17 protein-coding genes and 1 pseudogene are annotated in these 19515 nt (G+C 61.4%); 11 read left to right on the top strand and 7 right to left on the bottom strand.

Annotation, left to right across the window (positions count from 1 at the left end; all coding sequences use genetic code 11):
* Nucleotides 1–9: 9 nt before the first annotated feature.
* A complete protein-coding gene (locus tag BRA49_RS10135; protein WP_292385752.1) occupies nt 10–4254 on the bottom strand; it encodes a right-handed parallel beta-helix repeat-containing protein in 4245 nt (1414 codons plus the stop codon).
* Between the two features lie 349 nt (nt 4255–4603).
* Between BRA49_RS10135 and BRA49_RS10130 the strand changes: the two genes are divergently transcribed.
* Together BRA49_RS10130 and BRA49_RS10125 are read left to right on the top strand one after the other, a co-directional pair.
* Nucleotides 4604–4915, top strand: coding sequence for a ferritin family protein (locus tag BRA49_RS10130; protein WP_292385751.1), 312 nt, complete (start codon nt 4604–4606; stop codon nt 4913–4915).
* Between the two features lie 165 nt (nt 4916–5080).
* Nucleotides 5081–5680: a DUF2179 domain-containing protein gene (locus BRA49_RS10125; protein WP_292385750.1), complete on the top strand. Its 600-nt coding sequence runs from the start codon at nt 5081–5083 to the stop codon at nt 5678–5680.
* Here BRA49_RS10125 and BRA49_RS10120 read toward each other — a convergent pair.
* Nucleotides 5664–6815 carry a PQQ-dependent sugar dehydrogenase gene (locus BRA49_RS10120; RefSeq protein WP_292385748.1) on the bottom strand — a complete coding sequence of 384 codons (1152 nt, stop codon included), beginning with the start codon at nt 6813–6815 and terminating at the stop codon, nt 5664–5666. The two genes, BRA49_RS10125 and BRA49_RS10120, sit on opposite strands and share 17 nt — an antisense overlap.
* A 131-nt stretch (nt 6816–6946) precedes the next feature.
* On the opposite strand from BRA49_RS10120, the gene BRA49_RS10115 reads away from it, so the two are divergent.
* A complete protein-coding gene (locus tag BRA49_RS10115; RefSeq protein WP_292385746.1) occupies nt 6947–7294 on the top strand; it encodes a hypothetical protein in 348 nt (115 codons plus the stop codon).
* Between the two features lie 96 nt (nt 7295–7390).
* On the top strand, nt 7391–7534 hold the full coding sequence (locus BRA49_RS10110; RefSeq protein WP_292385744.1) for a hypothetical protein: 144 nt from the start codon (nt 7391–7393) through the stop codon (nt 7532–7534).
* A 21-nt stretch (nt 7535–7555) separates the two neighbouring features.
* On the opposite strand, the pseudogene BRA49_RS13625 reads toward BRA49_RS10110, so the two are convergent.
* Nucleotides 7556–7639, bottom strand: a pseudogene (locus BRA49_RS13625) (hypothetical protein); the annotation flags it as partial.
* Between the two features lie 242 nt (nt 7640–7881).
* Here BRA49_RS13625 and BRA49_RS10105 point away from each other — a divergent pair.
* Nucleotides 7882–8169 (top strand): putative quinol monooxygenase, encoded by a 288-nt coding sequence (locus tag BRA49_RS10105; RefSeq protein ID WP_292385742.1) that lies wholly within the window; start codon nt 7882–7884, stop codon nt 8167–8169.
* A 57-nt stretch (nt 8170–8226) separates the two neighbouring features.
* On the opposite strand, the gene BRA49_RS10100 is transcribed toward BRA49_RS10105, so the two are convergent.
* Nucleotides 8227–9648 (bottom strand): transposase, encoded by a 1422-nt coding sequence (locus BRA49_RS10100; RefSeq protein WP_292385740.1) that lies wholly within the window; start codon nt 9646–9648, stop codon nt 8227–8229.
* Nucleotides 9649–10028: 380 nt separating this feature from the next.
* Here BRA49_RS10100 and BRA49_RS10095 point away from each other — a divergent pair, with 380 nt between their 5' ends.
* Entirely contained in the window at nt 10029–11102 is a 1074-nt protein-coding gene (locus BRA49_RS10095; RefSeq protein WP_292385738.1) for an NAD(P)-dependent alcohol dehydrogenase, read from the top strand.
* Nucleotides 11103–11285: 183 nt separating this feature from the next.
* Here BRA49_RS10095 and BRA49_RS10090 read toward each other — a convergent pair whose 3' ends face one another.
* Nucleotides 11286–12002, bottom strand: a complete 717-nt coding sequence (locus BRA49_RS10090) for a metallophosphoesterase (RefSeq protein ID WP_292385735.1) — start codon at nt 12000–12002, stop codon at nt 11286–11288.
* Nucleotides 11999–14626 carry an ATP-dependent helicase gene (locus tag BRA49_RS10085; protein WP_292385733.1) on the bottom strand — a complete coding sequence of 876 codons (2628 nt, stop codon included), beginning with the start codon at nt 14624–14626 and terminating at the stop codon, nt 11999–12001. Before BRA49_RS10085 ends, BRA49_RS10090 begins: the two co-directional genes overlap by 4 nt.
* A gap of 527 nt (nt 14627–15153) precedes the next feature.
* Between BRA49_RS10085 and hxlB the strand changes: the two genes are divergently transcribed.
* The 4 genes from hxlB (at nt 15154) to BRA49_RS10065 (ending at nt 18419) form a co-directional block, all read left to right on the top strand.
* Complete coding sequence (gene hxlB / locus BRA49_RS10080) at nt 15154–15753, top strand: 6-phospho-3-hexuloisomerase (protein WP_292385731.1); 600 nt, start codon at nt 15154–15156, stop codon at nt 15751–15753.
* Nucleotides 15754–15760: 7 nt separating this feature from the next.
* Nucleotides 15761–16867 (top strand): pyridoxal phosphate-dependent aminotransferase, encoded by a 1107-nt coding sequence (locus BRA49_RS10075; RefSeq protein ID WP_292385729.1) that lies wholly within the window; start codon nt 15761–15763, stop codon nt 16865–16867.
* Between the two features lie 8 nt (nt 16868–16875).
* Nucleotides 16876–17913 carry a M42 family metallopeptidase gene (locus BRA49_RS10070; protein ID WP_292385727.1) on the top strand — a complete coding sequence of 346 codons (1038 nt, stop codon included), beginning with the start codon at nt 16876–16878 and terminating at the stop codon, nt 17911–17913.
* 65 nt (nt 17914–17978) lie between these two features.
* Nucleotides 17979–18419 (top strand): DUF421 domain-containing protein, encoded by a 441-nt coding sequence (locus BRA49_RS10065; protein WP_292385724.1) that lies wholly within the window; start codon nt 17979–17981, stop codon nt 18417–18419.
* Between the two features lie 365 nt (nt 18420–18784).
* Here the strand turns inward: BRA49_RS10065 and BRA49_RS10060 are convergent, their stop codons facing one another.
* Nucleotides 18785–19018: a ferredoxin gene (locus BRA49_RS10060; protein WP_292385722.1), complete on the bottom strand. Its 234-nt coding sequence runs from the start codon at nt 19016–19018 to the stop codon at nt 18785–18787.
* A gap of 156 nt (nt 19019–19174) precedes the next feature.
* Between BRA49_RS10060 and sugE the strand changes: the two genes are divergently transcribed.
* A complete protein-coding gene (gene sugE, locus BRA49_RS10055; RefSeq protein ID WP_292385720.1) occupies nt 19175–19504 on the top strand; it encodes a quaternary ammonium compound efflux SMR transporter SugE in 330 nt (109 codons plus the stop codon).
* The last annotated feature ends 11 nt before the right edge of the window (nt 19505–19515 follow it).

The following is a 19515-nucleotide window of genomic DNA, read 5'->3' as shown; positions in this document are numbered from 1 at the left end:
GTCCCCGCCCTACAGGTCCCATGCCCATCCGGGCATGGGGAGGGGGGTCGAGGAGAACCCGGCAAGTTCGACGGGGTTCTTCATGTAGACCCAGTAACCGCAGGTGGCGTCCATATCGTATCCGTCGTCCCAGTAATTTTCCCAGGTATAGACCCAGGCTTCAGGGTTGATGGACGGGGAAACGACGATGCTGTAGCCTGTTAGGCCTGCCGGCGTCTCTTCTGCGGAGGTCAGCGCCTCCCAGACCGGGGTCCCGTAGGGCTCGCCCCACCAGAGGTAGGGATCGCCTATCGGCCCATTATCGAGGTCATACGCCGGGCCGACCAGGTTCCACCCTGCCTTGAGGCTCTTCACCGGCGGGTTCGTGATCTCCGGGCTGATCGCGACCGGGAGACGGTCGTATTCGTTCATCCGGATGTAGACCGCATCGAGCGGGTTGATCTTGCTCGTCGCAGTCATCTGGACCCACCGCTGGCCGGCAGCGTCCCAGGTCCAGGCGACGCTGTAGTTGAGGCCGTCGCCGGCGTGGGTAACCGCCTGCCAGGTGTTGTTCTCAAGCGCCAGCGGGAACGAGAGGGTGTTCCAGCCCGGCTCAAGACCGTCACGGTAGCCGTCGCCGCCGATGTTGGGCGACCCGATCTCAAGCCCGAAACAGGACTTGCCGGTCTTGAGGACGACGTCCGCCGGCTGTGTCAGCCAGGGCTCGTAGTTGGTGCCGGTGACCGGGCTTCCCGTGCCGGGGCCAAAGCCCGATGGGCCGCTCGCGTCGCCCCACCAGTTGTAGAAGGCGTAGGGCTCGTACTCCTCCTCTTCGTAGTAGTAGGGGAGCCCGATGTAGCCGTTGCGGATGTTGTTGAACGTCGCATCGCTGCCACGCGAGAGGATGCCGAGGTCCAGGCCCAGGAACAGGACGCCTTCTCCGTCCACCCGGTCACCGTTGACCATGGTGATGAGGGTCATGGAGACATCCCCGTCCACGCTGTTCCCATCGATGTAGGAGGGGCTCAGGCTCACGATGCCGACGTCGGCCGCCACGGCGCCGGCGAGGATGCCGGCGTCCTCGAGGAGTTCCTCCGTTGATGCCTCAACGACGGCTTCGGAGTTCGCCGCGGTGTAGACGGTGTTGTTCTCGATGTAGGAGCGCACGGTCAGGATACCGCTGGAGACGGCGACTCCCAGATTCGCGGCCCCGGCGCCGGGCAGGTCGATCTCCGTTGCCTGCACGGCGAGGAAGGGTGCCTCTTCGATACGTGCTTCCGCAGCGCTGCTCTGGTTCGCGGTCGTGCTGACGACGTTATCGAGCACGTCGGCCTCGGGTGCGACGATGCCGAAGCTCGCTGCGGCTCCTCCCGCGCCGGAGAGCGCGTTCGACGACCCGTCGAGGGGTGCAGGGAGCAGCATCTCGGCGAGCGAGAGAGCGTTGATATCGTTCGTGACGGCAATGGTGTTACCTTCGATGACGCTTGCGAACCACTCGTTCGGCGCGGGGGGAGCGGGCTCATAGGTGTCGGGATCGAGGACCTCGTACGGATCGAGGACGATACCGATGCCCACGCCCGCCGTAGCGGCAACGCTGAGGGCCGTCCTGTCCTTAACCATGTTGAACGCCAGGGTCTGGGCCCGGCTTCTCTGTGCGACAGTAACGTTGTTGTTCACGACGCGCTCGTCGTCTGCACCGGCAAGAACTCCCACTCCGAGGAGGAGGTTTGCGGTGCCTGCTACTGCGTCGGCGGTCTCGTTATCGCCTCCCATGGCCTGGCCCAGGAACATGCCGTCGGTGATCACATGGATACAGTTCTCTTCGACGTCGATGGAGTCACCTGTTCCGGCGAAGCCGAACGCCGCTACAATGCCGACGGATCCAGCCGCCGGGTCGGGCACATCGAGGTCGCCGCCCTCCGCGAGTGCAATGCCGGCAGCGCTGGTCTCTACCATGATCTCGTTGTCGTGGATCACCATCTCTCCCTCGGCGTCGTTGACGTAGACGCCGCAGCTCACCGAGAGCGGGACCGCGGCCGCAAGCCGGGTTCCGTTCAGGAACTCGAACGCTTCCCCGTCTTCCATGAGTGCCTGATACCCGGTGAGCGTCTCGTCTTCAGTGTAGGCTGCAAGAACACCGGTATCTCCGGCGAGGACGGTTTCCGTGATCGCCGCTCTCTCCTCTTCGGAGAGGTTCTGCCACCCGTTGCCGTTCTCGTTGATGAGGCCGAGCAGGACCGCCCGCTGCACCTGCTCATCCGAGAAGGCCTGGTCGATAAGCCCTAACGAGAAAGGAGTCTGGAGCGTCACGTCAACGTCATTGACCGGCAGGTCACCCGCAATGACGGCGACGTCCTGGTACACCGGCACGTAATTGCAGCAGACCTCCGGGTTCAGGACATCTTCGAGGACGATGCCGGCTGTTACCGTGAGTGCGGCAGCGAGGGTTGCCTCATTGATGTCCGGTTCGAACTCAAGGTCGCTTCCCGTGAGGGTCGACAGGCCTTCGGTGTCCGCGAGGCACGCTGCGACGGAGAACTCCTCACTCTCCTGCATCATGCCGACATAACGGGCGCGCAGGGCGCTGTTGTCTGCAAGGGCGGTTAGTACCTCTTCTTCATCGAGTTCCAGTTCGGGAACCAGATAGGTCTGCGTCTGCGCCCTGACCACGACCACGTTCTCGTGGACCACGGGGTTCACGAGGAGGTCGTCGGAGGCGCTCCAGACGTGGATGCCTGTCAGGACGAGAGCGGAGAGGGCGCCCACATTGAGGCCCCCGGCAGTCTCATCGTAGGTCATGACAGTGCCGAAGGCATGCACGACGTTATCGCAGATCTCGGGTTCGTTGCTCACTTCAACGTCGATGCCTTTAACCCTCCCGACCCCCAGAGTCAGGGACTCTTCGTCTTGAGTGGATTCGTCACCGTCGACCGGCAGGTTGAAGATCCCGGTCTGGATGATGACAATGTTCTCGCTCACCCGGGACTCATCGCATCCGCGAATGTGGATACCCGCTGTCGACGTCATGGCCAGCTGGCCTGCGTCGGTGACGGTGAGCGTGTATCGAACGTCGTTCCTGAGAACCTGGGCTTTCGGCGAATTGTCGGCTATGATGCCGGCGGCCTCCGGACTGATTTCTCCTTCGTCGGGCTCGCCGATGCAGGTGGCCTCTACCTCGACCTCGTTATCGAGAACCTGCCCCTTCTCGGCCTCGGAGATCACGATGCCTACCGGCAGGACGACCCAGGACTCGGTGATAACCTCGACCGTGTTGTTCTGGACGAGTGCGTTCTCGCCGTTGCCGAGGATACCGACCGTCCAGGCTGCGTCGAGAGCCATTCCGACGACCGTGACGTTATTCTCCAGGATCTTCAGGCTCTCCGAGTTGCCGGACCGGATACCCCAGGCCTCAACGGCCGAGTGGTGCAGATCCGGCTCGTCCGGGGTGCAGGCGCCCACGGATACGACCCGGTTGTTCTCGACGACGACATCAGCACTCCTGATGATCAGAACCCCGAGGGACTCTATCGGAGGAGCGGCGTCCTCAGCAGCGAAGGCTGGGTCATCTTCTTCTTCAAGGTCAGGTGCGACACGAATCGTAATGGGGTTCACCCCTACTGCTGTCGATTCACGGTGCTGCGAGACCGCCACGACGTAGTTGTCGTGGATGCAGGCATCGGTCACCTCATCGACCGTGATGCCCGCCTGAGCGCTGCTCCCGATGGCACGCACCTCGTTGCTGTCTATGCAGACATCCGTGCCGACCTGAACCAGGATACCATAGGTGATCGCATAGATCTCCTCGAGGACCGAGACGTTGTTGTGGATGATCTCGACCGCTTCAACACCATGGGCATAGATCCCGACCCCGGAAGCGTTTTCGACCTTAAACCCCGAGAAAGAGACCTGATCTGCGGTGATCTCGACACCGGTATGCGCACCCATGGCGTCGAGGGTCACCCCATCAAGGCCAGGGCATTCAAGGTATGAAACAGTCGTGACGGTCATGCTTCTGTCGATCACGACCGACTCGTTGTATGTCCCGTTGTAGACCCAGACCTCGCCGCCCTCCGTGACGCCGTCAATAGCGTCCTGGATGCCTGAGAAGTTCAGTACCCCATAGTCGGGCGCTTCATCGTCATACGATGCGTTCACATAGACCCTGTCGGGCAGGGCCTCTGCAGCTGCCGGTGCTATCAGCATTGCGCAGATAAGCACTGTCAGCGCGAAAAAGATCTTAATCGGGCGAATTCCCTTCACCCGGCCGTTATCCATTTCGATCACCTGAATTTACATTCAGGTGTAACTCTCGTGGAATACTATTTAGAGATATGGAAAATATCCGATGACGTACAGCACAGTTAAGAGAATATTATTGATTATAGTAGTATTTTGAAGGAAACGGATCGATCATATCCCGCCCCGCCGGAAGCTGTCACCCCTCTCTCCCTCACCACGCGCAAAAGCACAGGGAACAGGGCACCTGCAGGGGCGGGACCGGACAGACCGGGCTCCTCCTCTCCCCCTGCACGCAAAAACCGACCGGCATATAGTTTCTCCAGAGTAAACCGGCCAGCTACCGGCACGCCGCTGCGGCCGGAGCGACTCTCGTGAGGTTTACCATATGCCTGAATTTTCACAACCGTTTGCCGGGAACAACATCGACCGGACGATGGGCCACAACGAACGTATCCGTGCCATCCGCTACACGATCGCCGCTGAATACGAAGCCATCCAGTTCTATCTCCAGATGGCCGACGCCACCGACAACGAACTGGCCCGCGAGGTCCTGCGGGATGTCGCGGACGAGGAGAAGGTGCATGCAGGTGAGTTCTACCGCCTGCTCATCGAACTGGACCCGAAAGAGAAGGAGTTCTACCAGCAGGGCGCAAAAGAGGTCGAAGAAGAGATCGAGAGACTCCGGGCGAAAGAGTGATGCACGGCGGGCACCGGGTCTGCCCGGAAACCCGGATCCGCCATCACCCGTTTTTCGCCGAATTTTTGATTATTTTCCTGAAAAACGGCGTCTCACGAATTTTTTGTGGCCGCCAGATATTTACATATGGATAGGATTATATTACCCGCTCATCAACAATGATCCATGCTCGGCATCGTCCCGGATGTCGGTCCGGAGTTCTTCTCCCTGGTCGTCGTCCCGGCATTCATCTTTCTTGCACGTATCTGCGATGTCACCATCGGGACGATGCGGATCATCTTCGTCTCGCGGGGGATGAAGATGGTCGCCCCGATCCTCGGGTTCTTCGAGGTCTTCATCTGGATCATTGCCGTCGGCCAGATCTTTCAGAACCTCACGAACCCGCTCAACTACTTCGCCTACGCGGCCGGGTTCGCCACGGGAAACTACGTCGGGATGATTGTCGAGGAGAAACTCGCGATGGGGCTTGCCCTCATCCGGATCATCACCCAGCGGGATGCAACGAACCTCATCAACTACCTCCGCGCCGCGGGCTACGGGGTGACGGTCCTCGACGCCCAGGGGAAGCAGGGACCGGGCAAGGTCATCTTCTCGGTGGTCAAGAGAAAGAATATCAAGAACGTGGAGGACGCCATCCACGAATTCAACCCCAAGGCGTTCTACTCGATCGAGGACGTCAGGCGGGCGGCGGAGGGGACGTTCCCGATCATCACGCCGGGCCCGACCCCGTTCCCCTTCAAGAGAGTCGTCAGGAAGGGGAAGTGACCCCCGTATAGGTTATCCGGTAGACGGCGTTCGCCCGATCGTCCGAGACCAGGAGCGAGCCGTCGCCGGCAACCTCGACATCGACAGGCCTTCCCCATACGTCCCGCCCCTGGAGCCAGCCCTCCGCGAAGGGCTCGTAGGAGACGGGCGTCCCATTCTCGAGCGTGACCGTCATCACCCGGTAACCGATCGGTTCGATCCGGTTCCAGGACCCATGCTCGGCGATGAAGATCCGGTTCGCGTACTCTTCCGGGAACTGCCCGCCGTCATAGAACCGCATGCCGAGCGCGGCGACGTGCGGGCCGAGTTCCTGCTCGGGCGGGGTGAATTCAGCACACGACCGCCCGGCCCCGAACTCAGGATCGACGATCGATCTCCCGTGGCAGTAGGGAAACCCGAAGTGCATCCCGGCCTCCGGCGCCCGGTTCAGCTCGTCGGGCGGGACGTCGTCGCCGAGCCAGTCGCGGCCGTTATCCGTGAACCAGAGTTCACCGGTCTCCGGATGCCAGTCGAACCCCACCGTGTTCCGGATGCCCCGGGCGTAGATCTCGAGTTCGGTCCCGTCCGGGTTCATCCGGTGGATCGTGGAGAACCGCTCGTCGTCGGGGTTGCAGACGTTGCAGGGCGCCCCGACCGGGACGTAGAGTTTCCCGTCGGGGCCAAACGCGATGAACTTCCAGCCGTGCGAGGCCTCACCGGGGAAGGCGTCGCTCACGACCGCCGGCTCGGGCGGGCTCTCGAGGTTCGCCTCGATATCGTCGTAGCGGAGGATGCGGCTGATCTCGGCGACGTAGAGGGAGCCGTTCCGGAGCGCGACCCCGTTCGGGGAGTTTAGACCGCTCGCGATGACGATCACCTCGTCGCCCCTCCCGTCGCCGTCGCGATCGGGGATGGCGTAGACGTTTCCGGCACCGCGACTCCCGACAAAGAGCGTCCCGTTCGGCGACAGGGCCATCGACCGGGCTCCGGTGACGTTCCCGGCGTAGACGTCGATCGCAAACCCCGCAGGCAGGGTGATCGTATCGAGCGGCAGGGGGCCTGCGGTGCCCCCCTGCGGCAGCACGACGGCCACGACGATGCCGAGAAGGACGAGCACCGCAACGGCGGCGAGGATGATAACGGTCCGGCGTGACATAAGGTTCATCTCCGGGACTCCGGAGGGCGAGAGCGTATATAGCCGTTACTCATGCAGGACTGTCCCCGGATTCGTTCCAAAATGTTCATCACGCAGTCCGAAAACCTTCAATATCGGGTGTGACGACCCCCATGAAGACCCTCGATCTTCTCGTATTGTTTTCTCCCTGGCTGATCTTTGCCGGCCTCGTCGTCTACACCCCGGTGCCGTTCGAGTTCATTCTTCTCCTCTCGCTCGCCGCATCCCTCCTCGTCGGCTACCGGGACTCAAAGACCGGTTCATCATCGCCTGGACGACGACGCTCATCTTCGCGATCGTCTCCGTCCTCGTACTGGTCCCTCTGCCGGTTCACTATCGTCCCGCTCCTCGGGGTCGTCACGGACATCTGCATATGGCTCCCGATCTTCATCGGAGCGGTCTTTTCGGCCCGGCACCCGGATTACGCGGAGAGGAAGGCCGGGCCTGGGGGGTCTGCTTGAGTTGCGGAGTGCCCCGTTCCGCGCCTCACCGCCTGAAACGATCGGCAATATTCATGTAGACGACGCCCCCGACGATGACCGCGAGGAAGAGGATCCATGATACGATGGCGAGGCTGTCCGGTGCTCCGGCAACTGCCGGCAGGAGCCCGCCGGGCGAGGAGGACGATGGAAGCGGCGACCAGAAGGTTCCCCACGAACCTGGAGAGCGGTCTCTTCGTCGTACCTCGCCCGCTGCTCTGAAGGCGCGGTGTTGTAGCCCGCAATGAGGCCGCTCGCGTTGAAGGCCCGGGTTATGATGCCGATAAATAGCGTGACCGTTCCGTCGAGGACGTTTGCGATCCACATAGTCTGCCGGGATCATATCAGGTTCCCGGGCGCTATGCTGTTTCGGTATCCCTCGAGGGCGCATATCTTCCCGTCACGCCGCAGGGTACCGGCTGTCCACCTCCACCCCCCCCTCTGAACGCCGCTGCCGGGGTCGCGACGACCATCAGGACGCGGCGGAAGTCTTCCGGGCAGGTGCGTAGGTTTATCAACTCTCCAAAAAGAATCACATATGTTGCCGACCGGCATTGGGAGATACTTGAATGATAACCATTGTTGCTAAATGCAGTACCAAAGCAGGCAAGGCAGACGACCTCGTGAACCTCGCCCGGGATCTGGTCCAGGCCAGCAGAAGCGAGGCGGGAAATGTCTCCTACGACTTCTATGCCGACATCGGGGACCCCGAAAAGTTCACGTTCGTCGAGGTCTGGAAAGACCAGGCCGCGATCGAATTCCACAACAACACATCCCACTTTCAGGGTTTTGTGGAGAAAGCAGGACCGCTGTTCGCCGGTCCGCTTGACATCGCCCTGTACCGGAAACTCACCTAGACGGCGGGTATCCCCACCATCTCTCCCTTCTTTCTACCGCATCGCGCACCCGGCCCTTCACATACCGGGGATCTCCAGATTGAGCTTCTCGGCGATTCCCCGCACCTGCTCCGGCACCTCGGTTATCCGTTTCTCGTCCCCGTAGACCACGGAGTAGACCTCCGAGAGTTTCAGGAGGAGGCCTTCGGGCGAGAGGTGCGCGGACAGCCCTGCCTGTCGAATTCTGTTCCGGATCCGGCAGTAGAGGTAGAAGCAGAGGAACCCGACGAAGACGTGGCCGAAGACCGCTGTGGCGTCCTGGAGGTAGGGCTTGTCTGCCAGGATCAGGTTCTTGAACGCGTCAAAATGGTCCTCAACCGTGTTCCGCGACTTATACAGTTCGTAGATCTCCTGCGGGTCCGCCACGATCGAGGAGAGGAGCATGATCCTGCCGGCGCGTTTCATGCGCTGGTTCAGCGTTTCCCGGTCGATCTGACCCACTTCCAGCAGGCGATAGAGAGTCTTCTTCTCCTCAATCTCGAGATCGGCATCCTCGTAGAGGTAGAGCATCAAGCCGTTGACTTCGCGTTTGCCGGCACGAATGAGCTGTTTGCGGTAGAAGAAGTGCTCGGTGAGATGGATCCTGGTTGCATACCGGGCGTTGTTACGGCGCTGGAGGACGACGAACGGGATCTTTCCTTCCTGCAGGAGCGTCTCGTTTGCCTCTGAGACGGTTCTCCGGTCGAGGACGAGCGTTGTCCTTGCAGTATCGCTCCCGGCGAGGGATGCGATGAGGGTAGCGGCGTCCCCGACCGTTCCCGGCAGGATCCGGAACATCGTGGGGAGGCGGGTATCCGTTGCGACGGAGAGCGCGATGTTGATCTGCCGCAACCAGACGTTATCAGTATTATTGCTGAATTCGCCGAGGTTGAAGATGTCCGAGCAGGAGAAGACAAACGAGAGGTCGTAGACGAACTGGTGCGCCTGTGTGGAGAGGTGCCGGAACATCGCCTGCTGGGCGGCATGATCGCTGCCGATTGCAGGGAGGACCTGAGAGAGAGCGCCAAGATTACAATCCGGCGTAATACCGAGGACGTTGTCGAGTTTCCCCCAGGTGTCCCCAACCCTCGCGAGCGGGGTGTACACGGCGGTCCGGGTAAAGGTGAGTGCGACGATCTCCTGCCAGCAGGTGGGGAACGCTTCCCGGAGAACGGGGATCAGTTCACCGAGTTCCTCTGCCATCAGGGCGGCATTTCCGTGTTCATAAACACTGCGAGGTTGTAAAGAGGTGCCCGCGCGCCTTGTTCCTTTGGCGATGAGGCCGTGTTCTTTCGTGAGCCGCCCGAGGTAGGTGCTCACCTTCTTCGGTGATCTGGTCGCCCGGTCATAGACGCTCGTTGAGCGATAGACGTACGGTTTGCCCTGGATCTCCTTGATCTCGATGCATCTCTCGCCCTTTTGCCGCTGCTCTTTCAACCATGTACGGACCCACTCCTCCATATGATATAATATTAGGGATTATACTCCATAAAGATATTTCTATCTTGAACCTTCAAAAGCCAAAATGGGGCGAATATTGGCCACTATATGCCCTAACTGCATGAAATCCGTGTTTAGTCCCTCACTGCACCTCATTCCTGAATTACTGAATAATTACCGCGGATGAGCGAAAAAGCCTTGAAATGGCGTTATAATTCGCGGTGTGATACAGAACATAAATTATATATGTCTCGCTCAGCAACTGGGAAACTATGTCGGTTGATCATCCGGTCGCAAAAGTGTCGATCGGGCAGGTATCGATCGGCACAGGTCCATGAGCATTGCTCGTGAGGCCCGCGTGAACCTCCGGTTCACGAGATAGCCTAATGGATGGATATACTATGGCGAAAAAAATTAAAGGACTTGCAATGCGCAAGATCGGCGAGATCGGATGGATTGAGAAGGAAGCACCCAAGTGCGGCCCGCTTGATGCACTGGTGAAGCCGCTTGCAGCTGCACCGTGCAGCTCCGATATCCACACCGTGTGGGAGGGAGCGATCGGTGAACGCACTGACATGATCCTTGGACACGAAGCTGTCGGAGAGGTCGTCGAAGTCGGTTCAATGGTGAAGGACTTCAAGCCCGGCGACCGCGTTATCGTCCCGGCGATCACTCCCGACTGGATGTCCCGCGAAGCCCAGGCAGGATTTGCGACCCACTCCGGCGGCATGCTCGCAGGCTGGAAGTTCTCGAACTTCAAGGACGGTGTCTTTGGCGAACTCTTCCACGTCAACGAAGCAGACGGAAACCTCGCGATTCTCCCGGACTCCATCCCGGTAGCAGAAGCAACCATGATCACCGACATGGTCCCGACCGGTTTCCACGCAGCGGAACTCGCTGACATCAAACTTGGTGACACAGTCTGCTGTATCGGTATCGGCCCTGTCGGACTGATGAGCGTTGCCGGTGCAAACCTGATGGGTGCGTCCCATATCCTTGCGGTCGGCAGCAGGCCGGATTGTGCCAACGCAGCACGGGGCTACGGTGCAACCGACATCATCAACTACAAGAACGGCGACATCGTCGAGCAGGTTCTTGAGAAGACCGACGGCAAGGGTGTCGACAAGGTCTGTATCGCAGGTGGCGACGTACACACCATGGAGCAGGCAGTCAAGATGGTCAAGCCCGGCGGAAAGATCGGGAACGTCAACTACCTCGGCTCGGGCGACTACGTCTTCGTTCCGCGTGTCGACTGGGGCTGCGGTATGAGCCACAAGTTCATCCACTGCGGTCTGATGCCCGGCGGCAGGCTGCGGATGGAGAAACTCGCAAGCCTCGTTGAGACCGGTAAGCTCAACCTCTCCCCGATGCTCACCCACCGGTTCAAGGGCTTCGACAAGCTCGAGGAGGCTCTGCTCCTGATGAAGGAGAAGCCAAGAGACCTCATCAAGCCCATCGTCGTGATCGAAGAGTAACTCACTATTTTTGAGTTGCTCTCCATTTTTGAAGCCACCTCTCTGGTGCGCACGCCGCAAGCAGGGGAGATAACCTGCTTCGCGCTCCCCATTTTCCAGAATTGCCGTAGAGCGCAGCCCGGAACCCGTCTCTCCCCCCGGGGTCTCGAAGCAGCCCCGCACCGGACGTGAGACGGCGTCCCTTCAGGCAAACCGACGGATGCCCGCGAGCGGCGGGAGGACCACCGCCTCGCCGTCGACCTCCACCACCGGCTGCAGGCTGCCCGCATCAACGCGGTGAAGGATGGGCGAGAGGAAGTCCCGGCCTCGCGCGTAGTTCACCACGACGCCGGGAGAGAGCGGATTGAAGGCAGGCATCACGATGAGGTCCTTCCCGTCTGCCGCCCTCTCGCCATAGAGGAAGCAGGGGAACCGGGCCATATCGATCTCGATCGCCGGGTGGTCGTGGCCGATGACCAGCGCCCCGTGGTCGGCGACCTCCCGGTCGCCGTGGACCACCGTGTAGCCACCGCGGTCGTAGCGCTCGACCGTTCCTCCTGCGATAGCGGGGAGCATGGTGTCGTGCGATCCGCGGACCAGAACGACCTCGCACTCCGCCCGCAGGGTCGCAAGGACCGTCGAGAACGTCTCCCGCACGTCCCGGCTCACCCGGTCGAAGGAATGGAAGATGTCCCCGTCGAGAACGAAAACCTCCGGCCTGAACCGCTCCAGGATCGTCTCGAACCGATCGAGCAGTGTCTCCTCCTCGTGGAGCGGGAAATGGAGCCCCTGCCGGTAGAGCGTCTCGGCAAGCCCGATGTGGACGTCGGAGACGACGCAGAGGCCAAGGTCCCGGACGTAGAGGGCGCCCTTGTAGAAGCCGAACCGGGAAAGGATGTCGGCCTCGGCGACCGCGTTCATGCCACAGCCCCGTCTTCGATGCTGGTCATCACGCGGCGCTGGAACTCGCGGAGCATCGTGAGCCGGTCCTGCGCGTAGACCGCGTCGGAGACACCGAGCGTCGCGATCCCGAACGCCAGCGGGCTCGGGGACGCGGTATGGGTCAGGACGACCTCGATCCCCCCGTCGGCGATCCCGTCGACAATCCGCCGGATGTTCTCCGCCTCGAACCGGTCGTCGATCACCTCGCGGTAGGTCTCCCGCATCACGGCGAAGTTCGGCAACCGTTTTGCAAACGCAATCAGCATATCGGCGCTCACCTGCTGGCGGCGGGCGCTCCTCTTGCGCCCCATGTAGTTTTTGAGGATCATGAACGACCGGGCCGCGTTGATCCGGAAGACCCTCTTTTCAAGCTGGGTGCCCTCGACGGCCGCCTCGAGGACCTCCCCGCACTCGTCGGCCCGGATGCCCCGGAGGATGCGGGCGGGATCGGCTCTCTTCTCAAGTGGTATCGAGACCAGAAAGCCGGTATCGCTGATCCCGACCGAGACATTCGTCGTCACGTCCCGTGCAATCATATAGGCGACGATCCGGGAGAACCCATCGTTGAACCGCAGCCCGTAGTTGGTCATAAAGTAGTAGAGGCGGCGGCGGTTCTCCCGGTCCACCTGCTCCTCGACGACGATCCTGTCCGGCGTGGGGACGGCTTCCTCCCCCAGGTAGAGGACCTGCTGCTCGAAGATCGCGCATATGCTCCGGGCGCTATTCTCGTCGATCGGGTAGTCGGCAAGGAGCACATCGACGATCTCCTCCGTTGCAGACGTCTGCATCGCGCGAAGCATCCTCTCCTTGAACCGGAGGACGTGCAGGCCGAGGTCGAACGAGAGCGGGAGCTTCTCCGAGAACCAGCTCGGTATCGTCGGGCGGTCGCCTGTCGGGTCGACGTAGAGTTTCCCGCCCCGGCGGTAGGCGAACTTGTAGCGCCGCCCTCCGAGGACGAAGACGTCGCCCTTGTTCATCCGTTCGAGATACTTCTCGTCCAGGGTCCCGGTAAAGACCCCGTCCCGGGTGAGGACGTCGCAGGAGAACTCGTCCGGAATGGTCCCGGAGTTTAAGAAGTAGATCATCCGGGCGTTCCTCCCCCGCTTTACGATCGTCCCGGTTGCCGGGTCGTGCCAGATCTTGGCGTAGATGTGCCGCTCCTCGAGCCCCGCATACTCCCCGGCGAGGTAGCGGACGACGCTCATGAGGTCTTCCTCTTCGAGGTTACGGTAGCAGTGGGACCGGCGGATGACCGCAAGCATCCCGTCGATCTGCTGCTCCCCCTCGAGGGCCATCCCGAAGACGTGCTGGGCAAGGACGTCGAGGCAGTTCTCCGGTATGTGGATCCGGTCCACGAACCCATCCTGCCCCTCCTTGAGCATCACCGCGCACTCCACGAGCTCGTCACGGTCGAGGACGACGATCCGCCCTTTCACCACCTCGCCGAGGCGGTGCCCGGCCCGCCCGACCCGCTGGAGGAGCGCTGCCACGGACTTCGGGGACCCGACCTGGAGGACGAGGTCGACGTGGGGCATATCGACCCCGAGTTCGAGCGACGTCGAGGTCGTCACCACCTTCACCTCCCCGGCCTTGAGCCGCTCCTCGACGAGGAGCCTCCCTTCCGTCCCCATCGAGCCGTGGTGGCACCCGGTGTTCTCCTCGGTGTAGCATTCCGGGTAGCGGACCCGGAGGTTGTGGAGGATCCGCTCGGCGCCGTTTCTGGTATTCGTGAAGACGAGGGTGTTGTTGTGGGCCTGGATATGGTGGTGGATCGTCGCGTAGAGGTGCCGCGAGAGGTCTTCGGGCGTCGTCTCGATCAGGTCGGGAACCGGGCAGAGGAGCGCGAGGTCGAACTCCCGCGCGAACCGGGTATCCACGATCTCGACCTCGCGCCCGGCGCCGACGAGGAACCGACCGACCTCGTTGAGAGGCTCGATCGTCGCCGAGCACCCGATCCGGGTAAACCCGCCGCCGGCCTCCTTCACCAGTCTCTCCAGGCGTTCCAGGCTCACCGAGAGGTGGACACCGCGCTTCGAGCCTGCAAGGGAGTGGATCTCGTCGACGACGACCCACCGGACCGTCCTGAGGCTCTCGCGGAACTTCGGGGAGTTCAAGAGGATCGCGAGGGTCTCGGGGGTGATGTTGAGGATGTGCGGGGGTTTTCGCGCCATCTTCGCCTTCTCGGCCTTCGATACGTCGCCGTGCCGGATGGCGTGCCGGACCGGCGTCTGCTCGACCCCGCGCTCCCGGGCGATCTCCCCGATCCCCTCGAGCGGCAGACTGAGGTTCTTATGGATGTCGTTTGCAAGCGACTTGAGCGGCGATATGTAGAGGCAGTAGACGCTATCCTCGAGCCTTCGGGTCCGCGCCCGGACGAAGAGGTCGTCAATAATCGCAAGAAATGCCGAGAGGGTCTTCCCCGATCCGGTCGGCGAACAGACGAGGACGTTCTTCCTCTCGTGAATGAGGGGGACTGCCATCCTCTGCGGCGGCGTGAACCGCCCGTTCAGTTCTCGTATGCACCATTCCCGTACACTCTCGTCGAGGAGACCGAGGATCTCCTCGTCCGAATGCTCTTCCTGCCCCGCCGGCCGAGTTTCCATCTTGTCACCTGTTGTTGTCCCTTGAGTCCCACCGTGCGCCCCCTGCATAGCGGTGCGGGGGGCGGCAGGCACACGTAATCCCTGATCTGCCTCATCGTGCAGGAGCATTTACCCCAATTTAGCGCTACGGTGCAACACAGGCGAGAATAGTGCCACATATGAGGATTTTAACGGCAGATATTCGCGCACTTCACCCGAGTCATCACGCTGAATTTTGTATATATTTGCAATAATCATCAATAGCCTTTTGCGTTGCCCGGGATGATCGAGCAGAATGGTTGATGAATAATATCCTGAATACACTCCAGTATTTTGCAGTCCGGGCACAATTATGCCGATATTTGATCCCGGCAGCCGCCGGCACCCGGCCGCGGCCGCCCTCGCTTTTGAGAAACGCCTCTCCAGGACTTTTCAGTCATTGAGGGTTCTCGCCGGCGGCTGATCCGGGTCCCCGGAAATGTTCCGCACATCGGCGTACCTGAGATATTCTAATGTATCTTCTCGTGAAACGTAACAGAGGAACTACGATGACAAATCACCCGGTTAAGAACATGATGCGGTTGATGTCGACCAAGATCAGGACCATCGCGGATGTGATGTCCGACGAGCAGATCGATGCATTCTTAAACGAGATCCTGAACGCAAACCGTATCTACACTATGGGCGCGGGGCGCTCTGGGCTGGTTGCAAAATCATTTGCCATGCGCCTGATGCACCTCGGCCTCTCCTCATTCGTCGTCGGGGAGACGGTGACCCCGGCCATGAAGCCGGGAGACGTCATTATCGTCTTCTCCGGGTCCGGCGCGACCAAGACAATCGCGGATATCTCCGAGACTGCAAAGGAGATCGGCGGACGGGTCTCCCTCATCACGTCGAAGAGGGAGTCCCGGATCGGGCGTATCGCTGACTGCGTCGTCGTCATCGAAAGCCAGCGGGATAAGGTCGCCGACGAGTCGGCCGAGTTCGAGATCCGGCAGATGATGGGCGAGCACAAGTCGTTTGCGCCGCTCGGTACCATCTTCGAGACGACCGCCATGGTCTTTGCGGATGCAATCATATCCCGGTTGATGGAGATCACCCAGTGCCGGCCCGAAGACCTTCAGTGCCGACACGCGAACATTGAGTGAGGAGATTATGAGCGAACACAGGTATGCCGACCGGGTCCGGTCGGTGGAGATGTCGGGCATCCGGAAGCTCTTCGATGCCGGGGGGCCGGATGCAATCAACCTCGGTATCGGGCAGCCGGACTTCGATACGCCCGACCACATCAAGATGGCCGCGATCGTCGCGATACGAGAGGGAAAGACGGGTTATACCCCGAACGCCGGGATCCCGGAACTTCGCGAGGCAATCTGTGAGAAGTTCGAGCGAGAGAACGATCTCGCCTACCGGCCGGATCAGGTCCTCGTCACGGCAGGGGGGAGCGAGGCGCTCCACCTCGTCATGGAGGCGCTCGTGGATCCGGGCGACCGCGTCCTCGTCACGGATCCGGGTTTTGTCTCCTACGCAGCCCTCGCGGCGTTTGCCGGCGGGCGGGCGGAAGGGGTGGGACTCGATGCGACCCTGCATATCGACGTCGAGCGGGCGAAGGAACAGATGGACGGGGCACGGGTCTTCGTCCTGAACTCCCCCGCAAACCCGACGGGCGCCGTCGAGAGCGAGGATTCGATCCGCGCCCTTGTGGAGTATGCAGGCGATCGGAAGGTCACGGTCATCTCCGACGAGGTCTACGAGCACTTCGTCTACGAGAAGAAGCACGTCAGCGCGGCCCGGTTCGGCGAGGACGTCATCACCGTCAACGCCGCGAGCAAGACCTACGCCATGACCGGCTGGCGGGTCGGCTACCTTGCGGCACCGGAGGACTACATCCCCGAGTGCCTGAAGATACACCAGTACGCCCAGGCGTGTGCGACGTCGATATCGCAGTATGCCGCGCTCGCCGCTTACACCGGCGACCAGGAGCCGGTTGCCCGGATGCGGGAGGAGTACCGCGCCCGGCGCGACCTCCTCTATACGGGGCTCACCGCCCTCGGCCTCGACTTCCCCCGGCCGGAAGGCGCGTTCTACATGTTCGTCCCGATGAGACAGGCGCTCATCGAGAAGGCCGTCGCGAACGGTCTCGTTGTCGTGCCGGGCGGAGCGTTCGGCTCGCGGGCACCCGATCACGCACGCTTCAGCTACGCGACGTCCCGGGAGACCCTCGCCCGGGCTGTCGAGCGGCTCGGGGCTCTTATGGAGTGAAGGGAATCATGGTCAAAGAGTTACTCAGGAAGCTCTCAGACGCCCACGGCGTATCGAGCAGCGAAGGAAACATCCGGGATATCATCCGGGCCGAACTTGCCGGGGCGGTCGACGAGATCCGCGAGGACACGATGGGCAACCTGATCGCCACAAAACGCGGCGACGACTTCTCCATCATGCTCGCCGCCCACATGGACGAGATCGGCCTGATGGTCCAGTATATCGATGATAAGGGGTTCATCCGGGTCGTCCCCATCGGCGGGTGGTACGGACCGGTGCTCTACTGCCAGCGGGTGATCCTGCACGGGAAGAACGGGCCGGTCATGGGCGTCCTCGGCGCGAAACCCCCCCACGTCATGAAGGACGAGGAGCGCAAGAAGGAGATCAAGATCGAGAATATGTTCGTCGACGTGGGCGCAACGAGCGAGGAGGAGGTGAAGAACCTCGGCATCGAGATCGGCACCCCGATCACCATCGACCGCGAGTTTGCGGACCTTGCCGGCACCCGCATCACGGGCAAAGCGTTCGACAACCGGGTCGGCGTCGCGATGCTCATCCGGGCCCTGCAGCAGGCGAAGTCGCCCCACACGATCTACGGCGTCTTCACGGTCCAGGAGGAACTCGGGCTGAAGGGCGCGAAGGTGAGCGCATACTCCCTAAACCCCGACTGCGCGATCGCGACCGACGTCACCATCCCCGGCGACCATCCGGGGATCGAGAAGAAGGACGCGAGCGTCGAGATGGGCAAAGGGCCGGTCCTCGTCATCGTCAGCGCGAGCGGCCGCGGGCTCATGGCCGATCCGCGGATGACCGCGTGGCTCCGGGAGACCGCCGGGAAGAACGGCATCCCGTGCCAGCTCGAGGTCGGGACCGGCGGCAACACCGACGCGACGATCATCCACCTCGAACGGGGCGGTATCCCGAGCATCCCATTCTCAATTCCCGCCCGCTACATCCACTCGCCGGTCGAGGTGGTCGACACCGCCGACGTCGAGGCCGGGATCCGGCTCCTGGTCGAGGCGCTGAAGAGCAAGCCCGCGCTCTGATACACCCCTCTTTTTTGAGACGCCTCTGGCAGAAAGGGCTATGGCACCCCTGCACACTGCGGGGTATGAGCGCTGGATTCCTGGGAGAGATCTTCTTCGGCAACCCTGCCTTCCTGGGGCGGGTCCTGATTGTCGATATCCTTGCGTATGTGGCCCTCGTGATCATCGTCCTCTTATCGGGAAAAGGAACGTTCTCGTCGATGAACCCCTTCGACTTCATCGTGAACGTGGCCATCGGCTCGATCCTCGCCTCGACGATCGTCTCGCGGGACGTCTCGCTTGCGGAAGGGGTCCTGACCCTCGGCCTCCTTATCGTGCTGCAGTATATCATCTCCTGGTCGTCCGTCCGGTCGGAGAAGGTGCAGAAGGCGGTGAAGTCAGAGCCCCGCCTCATCTTCCACGACGGAGAGTTCCTGTATGATGCGATGCGGCGGGAGCGGAGCGTCGCAAGCGAGGTTCGGCAGGCGTTACGATCGGAAGGAATTGGTTCTCCCGGAAGCGTGTAGTCAATCGTCCTCGAGACGAACGGAAACCTCTCGGTGCTTACGAAGAGCAAAAGCGACGGCACGGGATCGCTCACCGATGTGCGGTAGGGGTCCGCAGGTGATGATCGGGAAAAAGGTGCCCAAGAGATGGGCTACAGCCCCGGACACATTTCGGTTCATGGTGCAGTATTTTCTCGTGTTCGCAGGCCGTAACCGCCCAGGTCTGTGAACCTGCTGCATCATGTTGATGTGCCTTCTGGTTGAACCCCCCTCTCAGGCAAGATCCCCCATAGCACTGAACGTATATAATTTTTATCCACCAATTATGAATAATAATTTTCCTGGGTTTAATGACCATAAAAGCCTTTCTGCTCCCCCCGATGGCCTTACTCTTCTACTACTATGACCGTCACCGGGCACGAGTCGGCAGCCTCCACCACGCAGTCGGCAAGGTCGTCGGGCACCTCTCCCTGTGCAGGGTCGTTGTTGACCCGGTACTGCTCAACGATCGAACTCAGGCCGTCGTTTGGGTCCTGTTCAAAGACGTCCGGGCAGAGCGTCCAGCAGGACTCGCAACTGATGCAGCCCGGCCTGTCGATGGTAACTTTCACCACTCTCATACCTCCGTTCTGCGTCGGGAAGGACCGTCCTGTATGTTAAAGGTGACGGAAGCGGACGGTCCCCAGGGTTCTCCGGGAGAGCGGCCCACCGTCCGGCACTCCGTGCCGGGACACCGGCAAGGTATATCCCCCGCCCGGCCGGATCTATGAGGAGCCATGCAGAACACAGCCTGGATAACCCTCTTCTTCGCCGGCCTCCTGGAAGCAGGCTGGGCGCTCGGCCTCAAGTATACCGAAGGGTTCACGAGAGTTGCGCCGTCAGTGGCGACCCTCGTCGTGATGGGGGGCAGCATCTACCTCCTCTCGCGATCGCTCTCCGGCCTCCCGCTCGGGACCGCGTATGCGGTCTGGACGGGGATCGGGGCGGTCGGGACGGTCATCGCCGGGATCGTCCTCTTCGGCGAGTCGCGGAGCGCCGGCCGCCTCCTCTGCCTCTTCCTGATTGTAGCGGGCATCGTGGGGCTGAAGTTCTGCTCGGACGCGTGAAAGGGCATTGC

This window comes from Methanoculleus sp. UBA430, from assembly GCF_002506585.1.
GTDB lineage: Archaea > Halobacteriota > Methanomicrobia > Methanomicrobiales > Methanoculleaceae > Methanoculleus.
Note: the sequence above shows the minus strand (reverse complement) of the source record. Positions and strands in the feature narration are given on the sequence as shown.

What these genes read in the sequence shown, in the direction of transcription:
- BRA49_RS10135 (WP_292385752.1), bottom strand. Translation starts at nt 4,254, where the DNA reads ATGGATAACGGCCGGGTGAAGGGAATTCGCCCGATTAAGATCTTTTTC.
- BRA49_RS10130 (WP_292385751.1), top strand. Translation starts at nt 4,604, where the DNA reads ATGCCTGAATTTTCACAACCGTTTGCCGGGAACAACATCGACCGGACG.
- BRA49_RS10125 (WP_292385750.1), top strand. Translation starts at nt 5,081, where the DNA reads ATGCTCGGCATCGTCCCGGATGTCGGTCCGGAGTTCTTCTCCCTGGTC.
- BRA49_RS10120 (WP_292385748.1), bottom strand. Translation starts at nt 6,815, where the DNA reads ATGTCACGCCGGACCGTTATCATCCTCGCCGCCGTTGCGGTGCTCGTC.
- BRA49_RS10115 (WP_292385746.1), top strand. Translation starts at nt 6,947, where the DNA reads ATGAAGACCCTCGATCTTCTCGTATTGTTTTCTCCCTGGCTGATCTTT.
- BRA49_RS10110 (WP_292385744.1), top strand. Translation starts at nt 7,391, where the DNA reads ATGATACGATGGCGAGGCTGTCCGGTGCTCCGGCAACTGCCGGCAGGA.
- BRA49_RS10105 (WP_292385742.1), top strand. Translation starts at nt 7,882, where the DNA reads ATGATAACCATTGTTGCTAAATGCAGTACCAAAGCAGGCAAGGCAGAC.
- BRA49_RS10100 (WP_292385740.1), bottom strand. Translation starts at nt 9,648, where the DNA reads ATGGAGGAGTGGGTCCGTACATGGTTGAAAGAGCAGCGGCAAAAGGGC.
- BRA49_RS10095 (WP_292385738.1), top strand. Translation starts at nt 10,029, where the DNA reads ATGGCGAAAAAAATTAAAGGACTTGCAATGCGCAAGATCGGCGAGATC.
- BRA49_RS10090 (WP_292385735.1), bottom strand. Translation starts at nt 12,002, where the DNA reads ATGAACGCGGTCGCCGAGGCCGACATCCTTTCCCGGTTCGGCTTCTAC.
- BRA49_RS10085 (WP_292385733.1), bottom strand. Translation starts at nt 14,626, where the DNA reads ATGGAAACTCGGCCGGCGGGGCAGGAAGAGCATTCGGACGAGGAGATC.
- hxlB (WP_292385731.1), top strand. Translation starts at nt 15,154, where the DNA reads ATGACAAATCACCCGGTTAAGAACATGATGCGGTTGATGTCGACCAAG.
- BRA49_RS10075 (WP_292385729.1), top strand. Translation starts at nt 15,761, where the DNA reads ATGAGCGAACACAGGTATGCCGACCGGGTCCGGTCGGTGGAGATGTCG.
- BRA49_RS10070 (WP_292385727.1), top strand. Translation starts at nt 16,876, where the DNA reads ATGGTCAAAGAGTTACTCAGGAAGCTCTCAGACGCCCACGGCGTATCG.
- BRA49_RS10065 (WP_292385724.1), top strand. Translation starts at nt 17,979, where the DNA reads ATGAGCGCTGGATTCCTGGGAGAGATCTTCTTCGGCAACCCTGCCTTC.
- BRA49_RS10060 (WP_292385722.1), bottom strand. Translation starts at nt 19,018, where the DNA reads ATGAGAGTGGTGAAAGTTACCATCGACAGGCCGGGCTGCATCAGTTGC.
- sugE (WP_292385720.1), top strand. Translation starts at nt 19,175, where the DNA reads ATGCAGAACACAGCCTGGATAACCCTCTTCTTCGCCGGCCTCCTGGAA.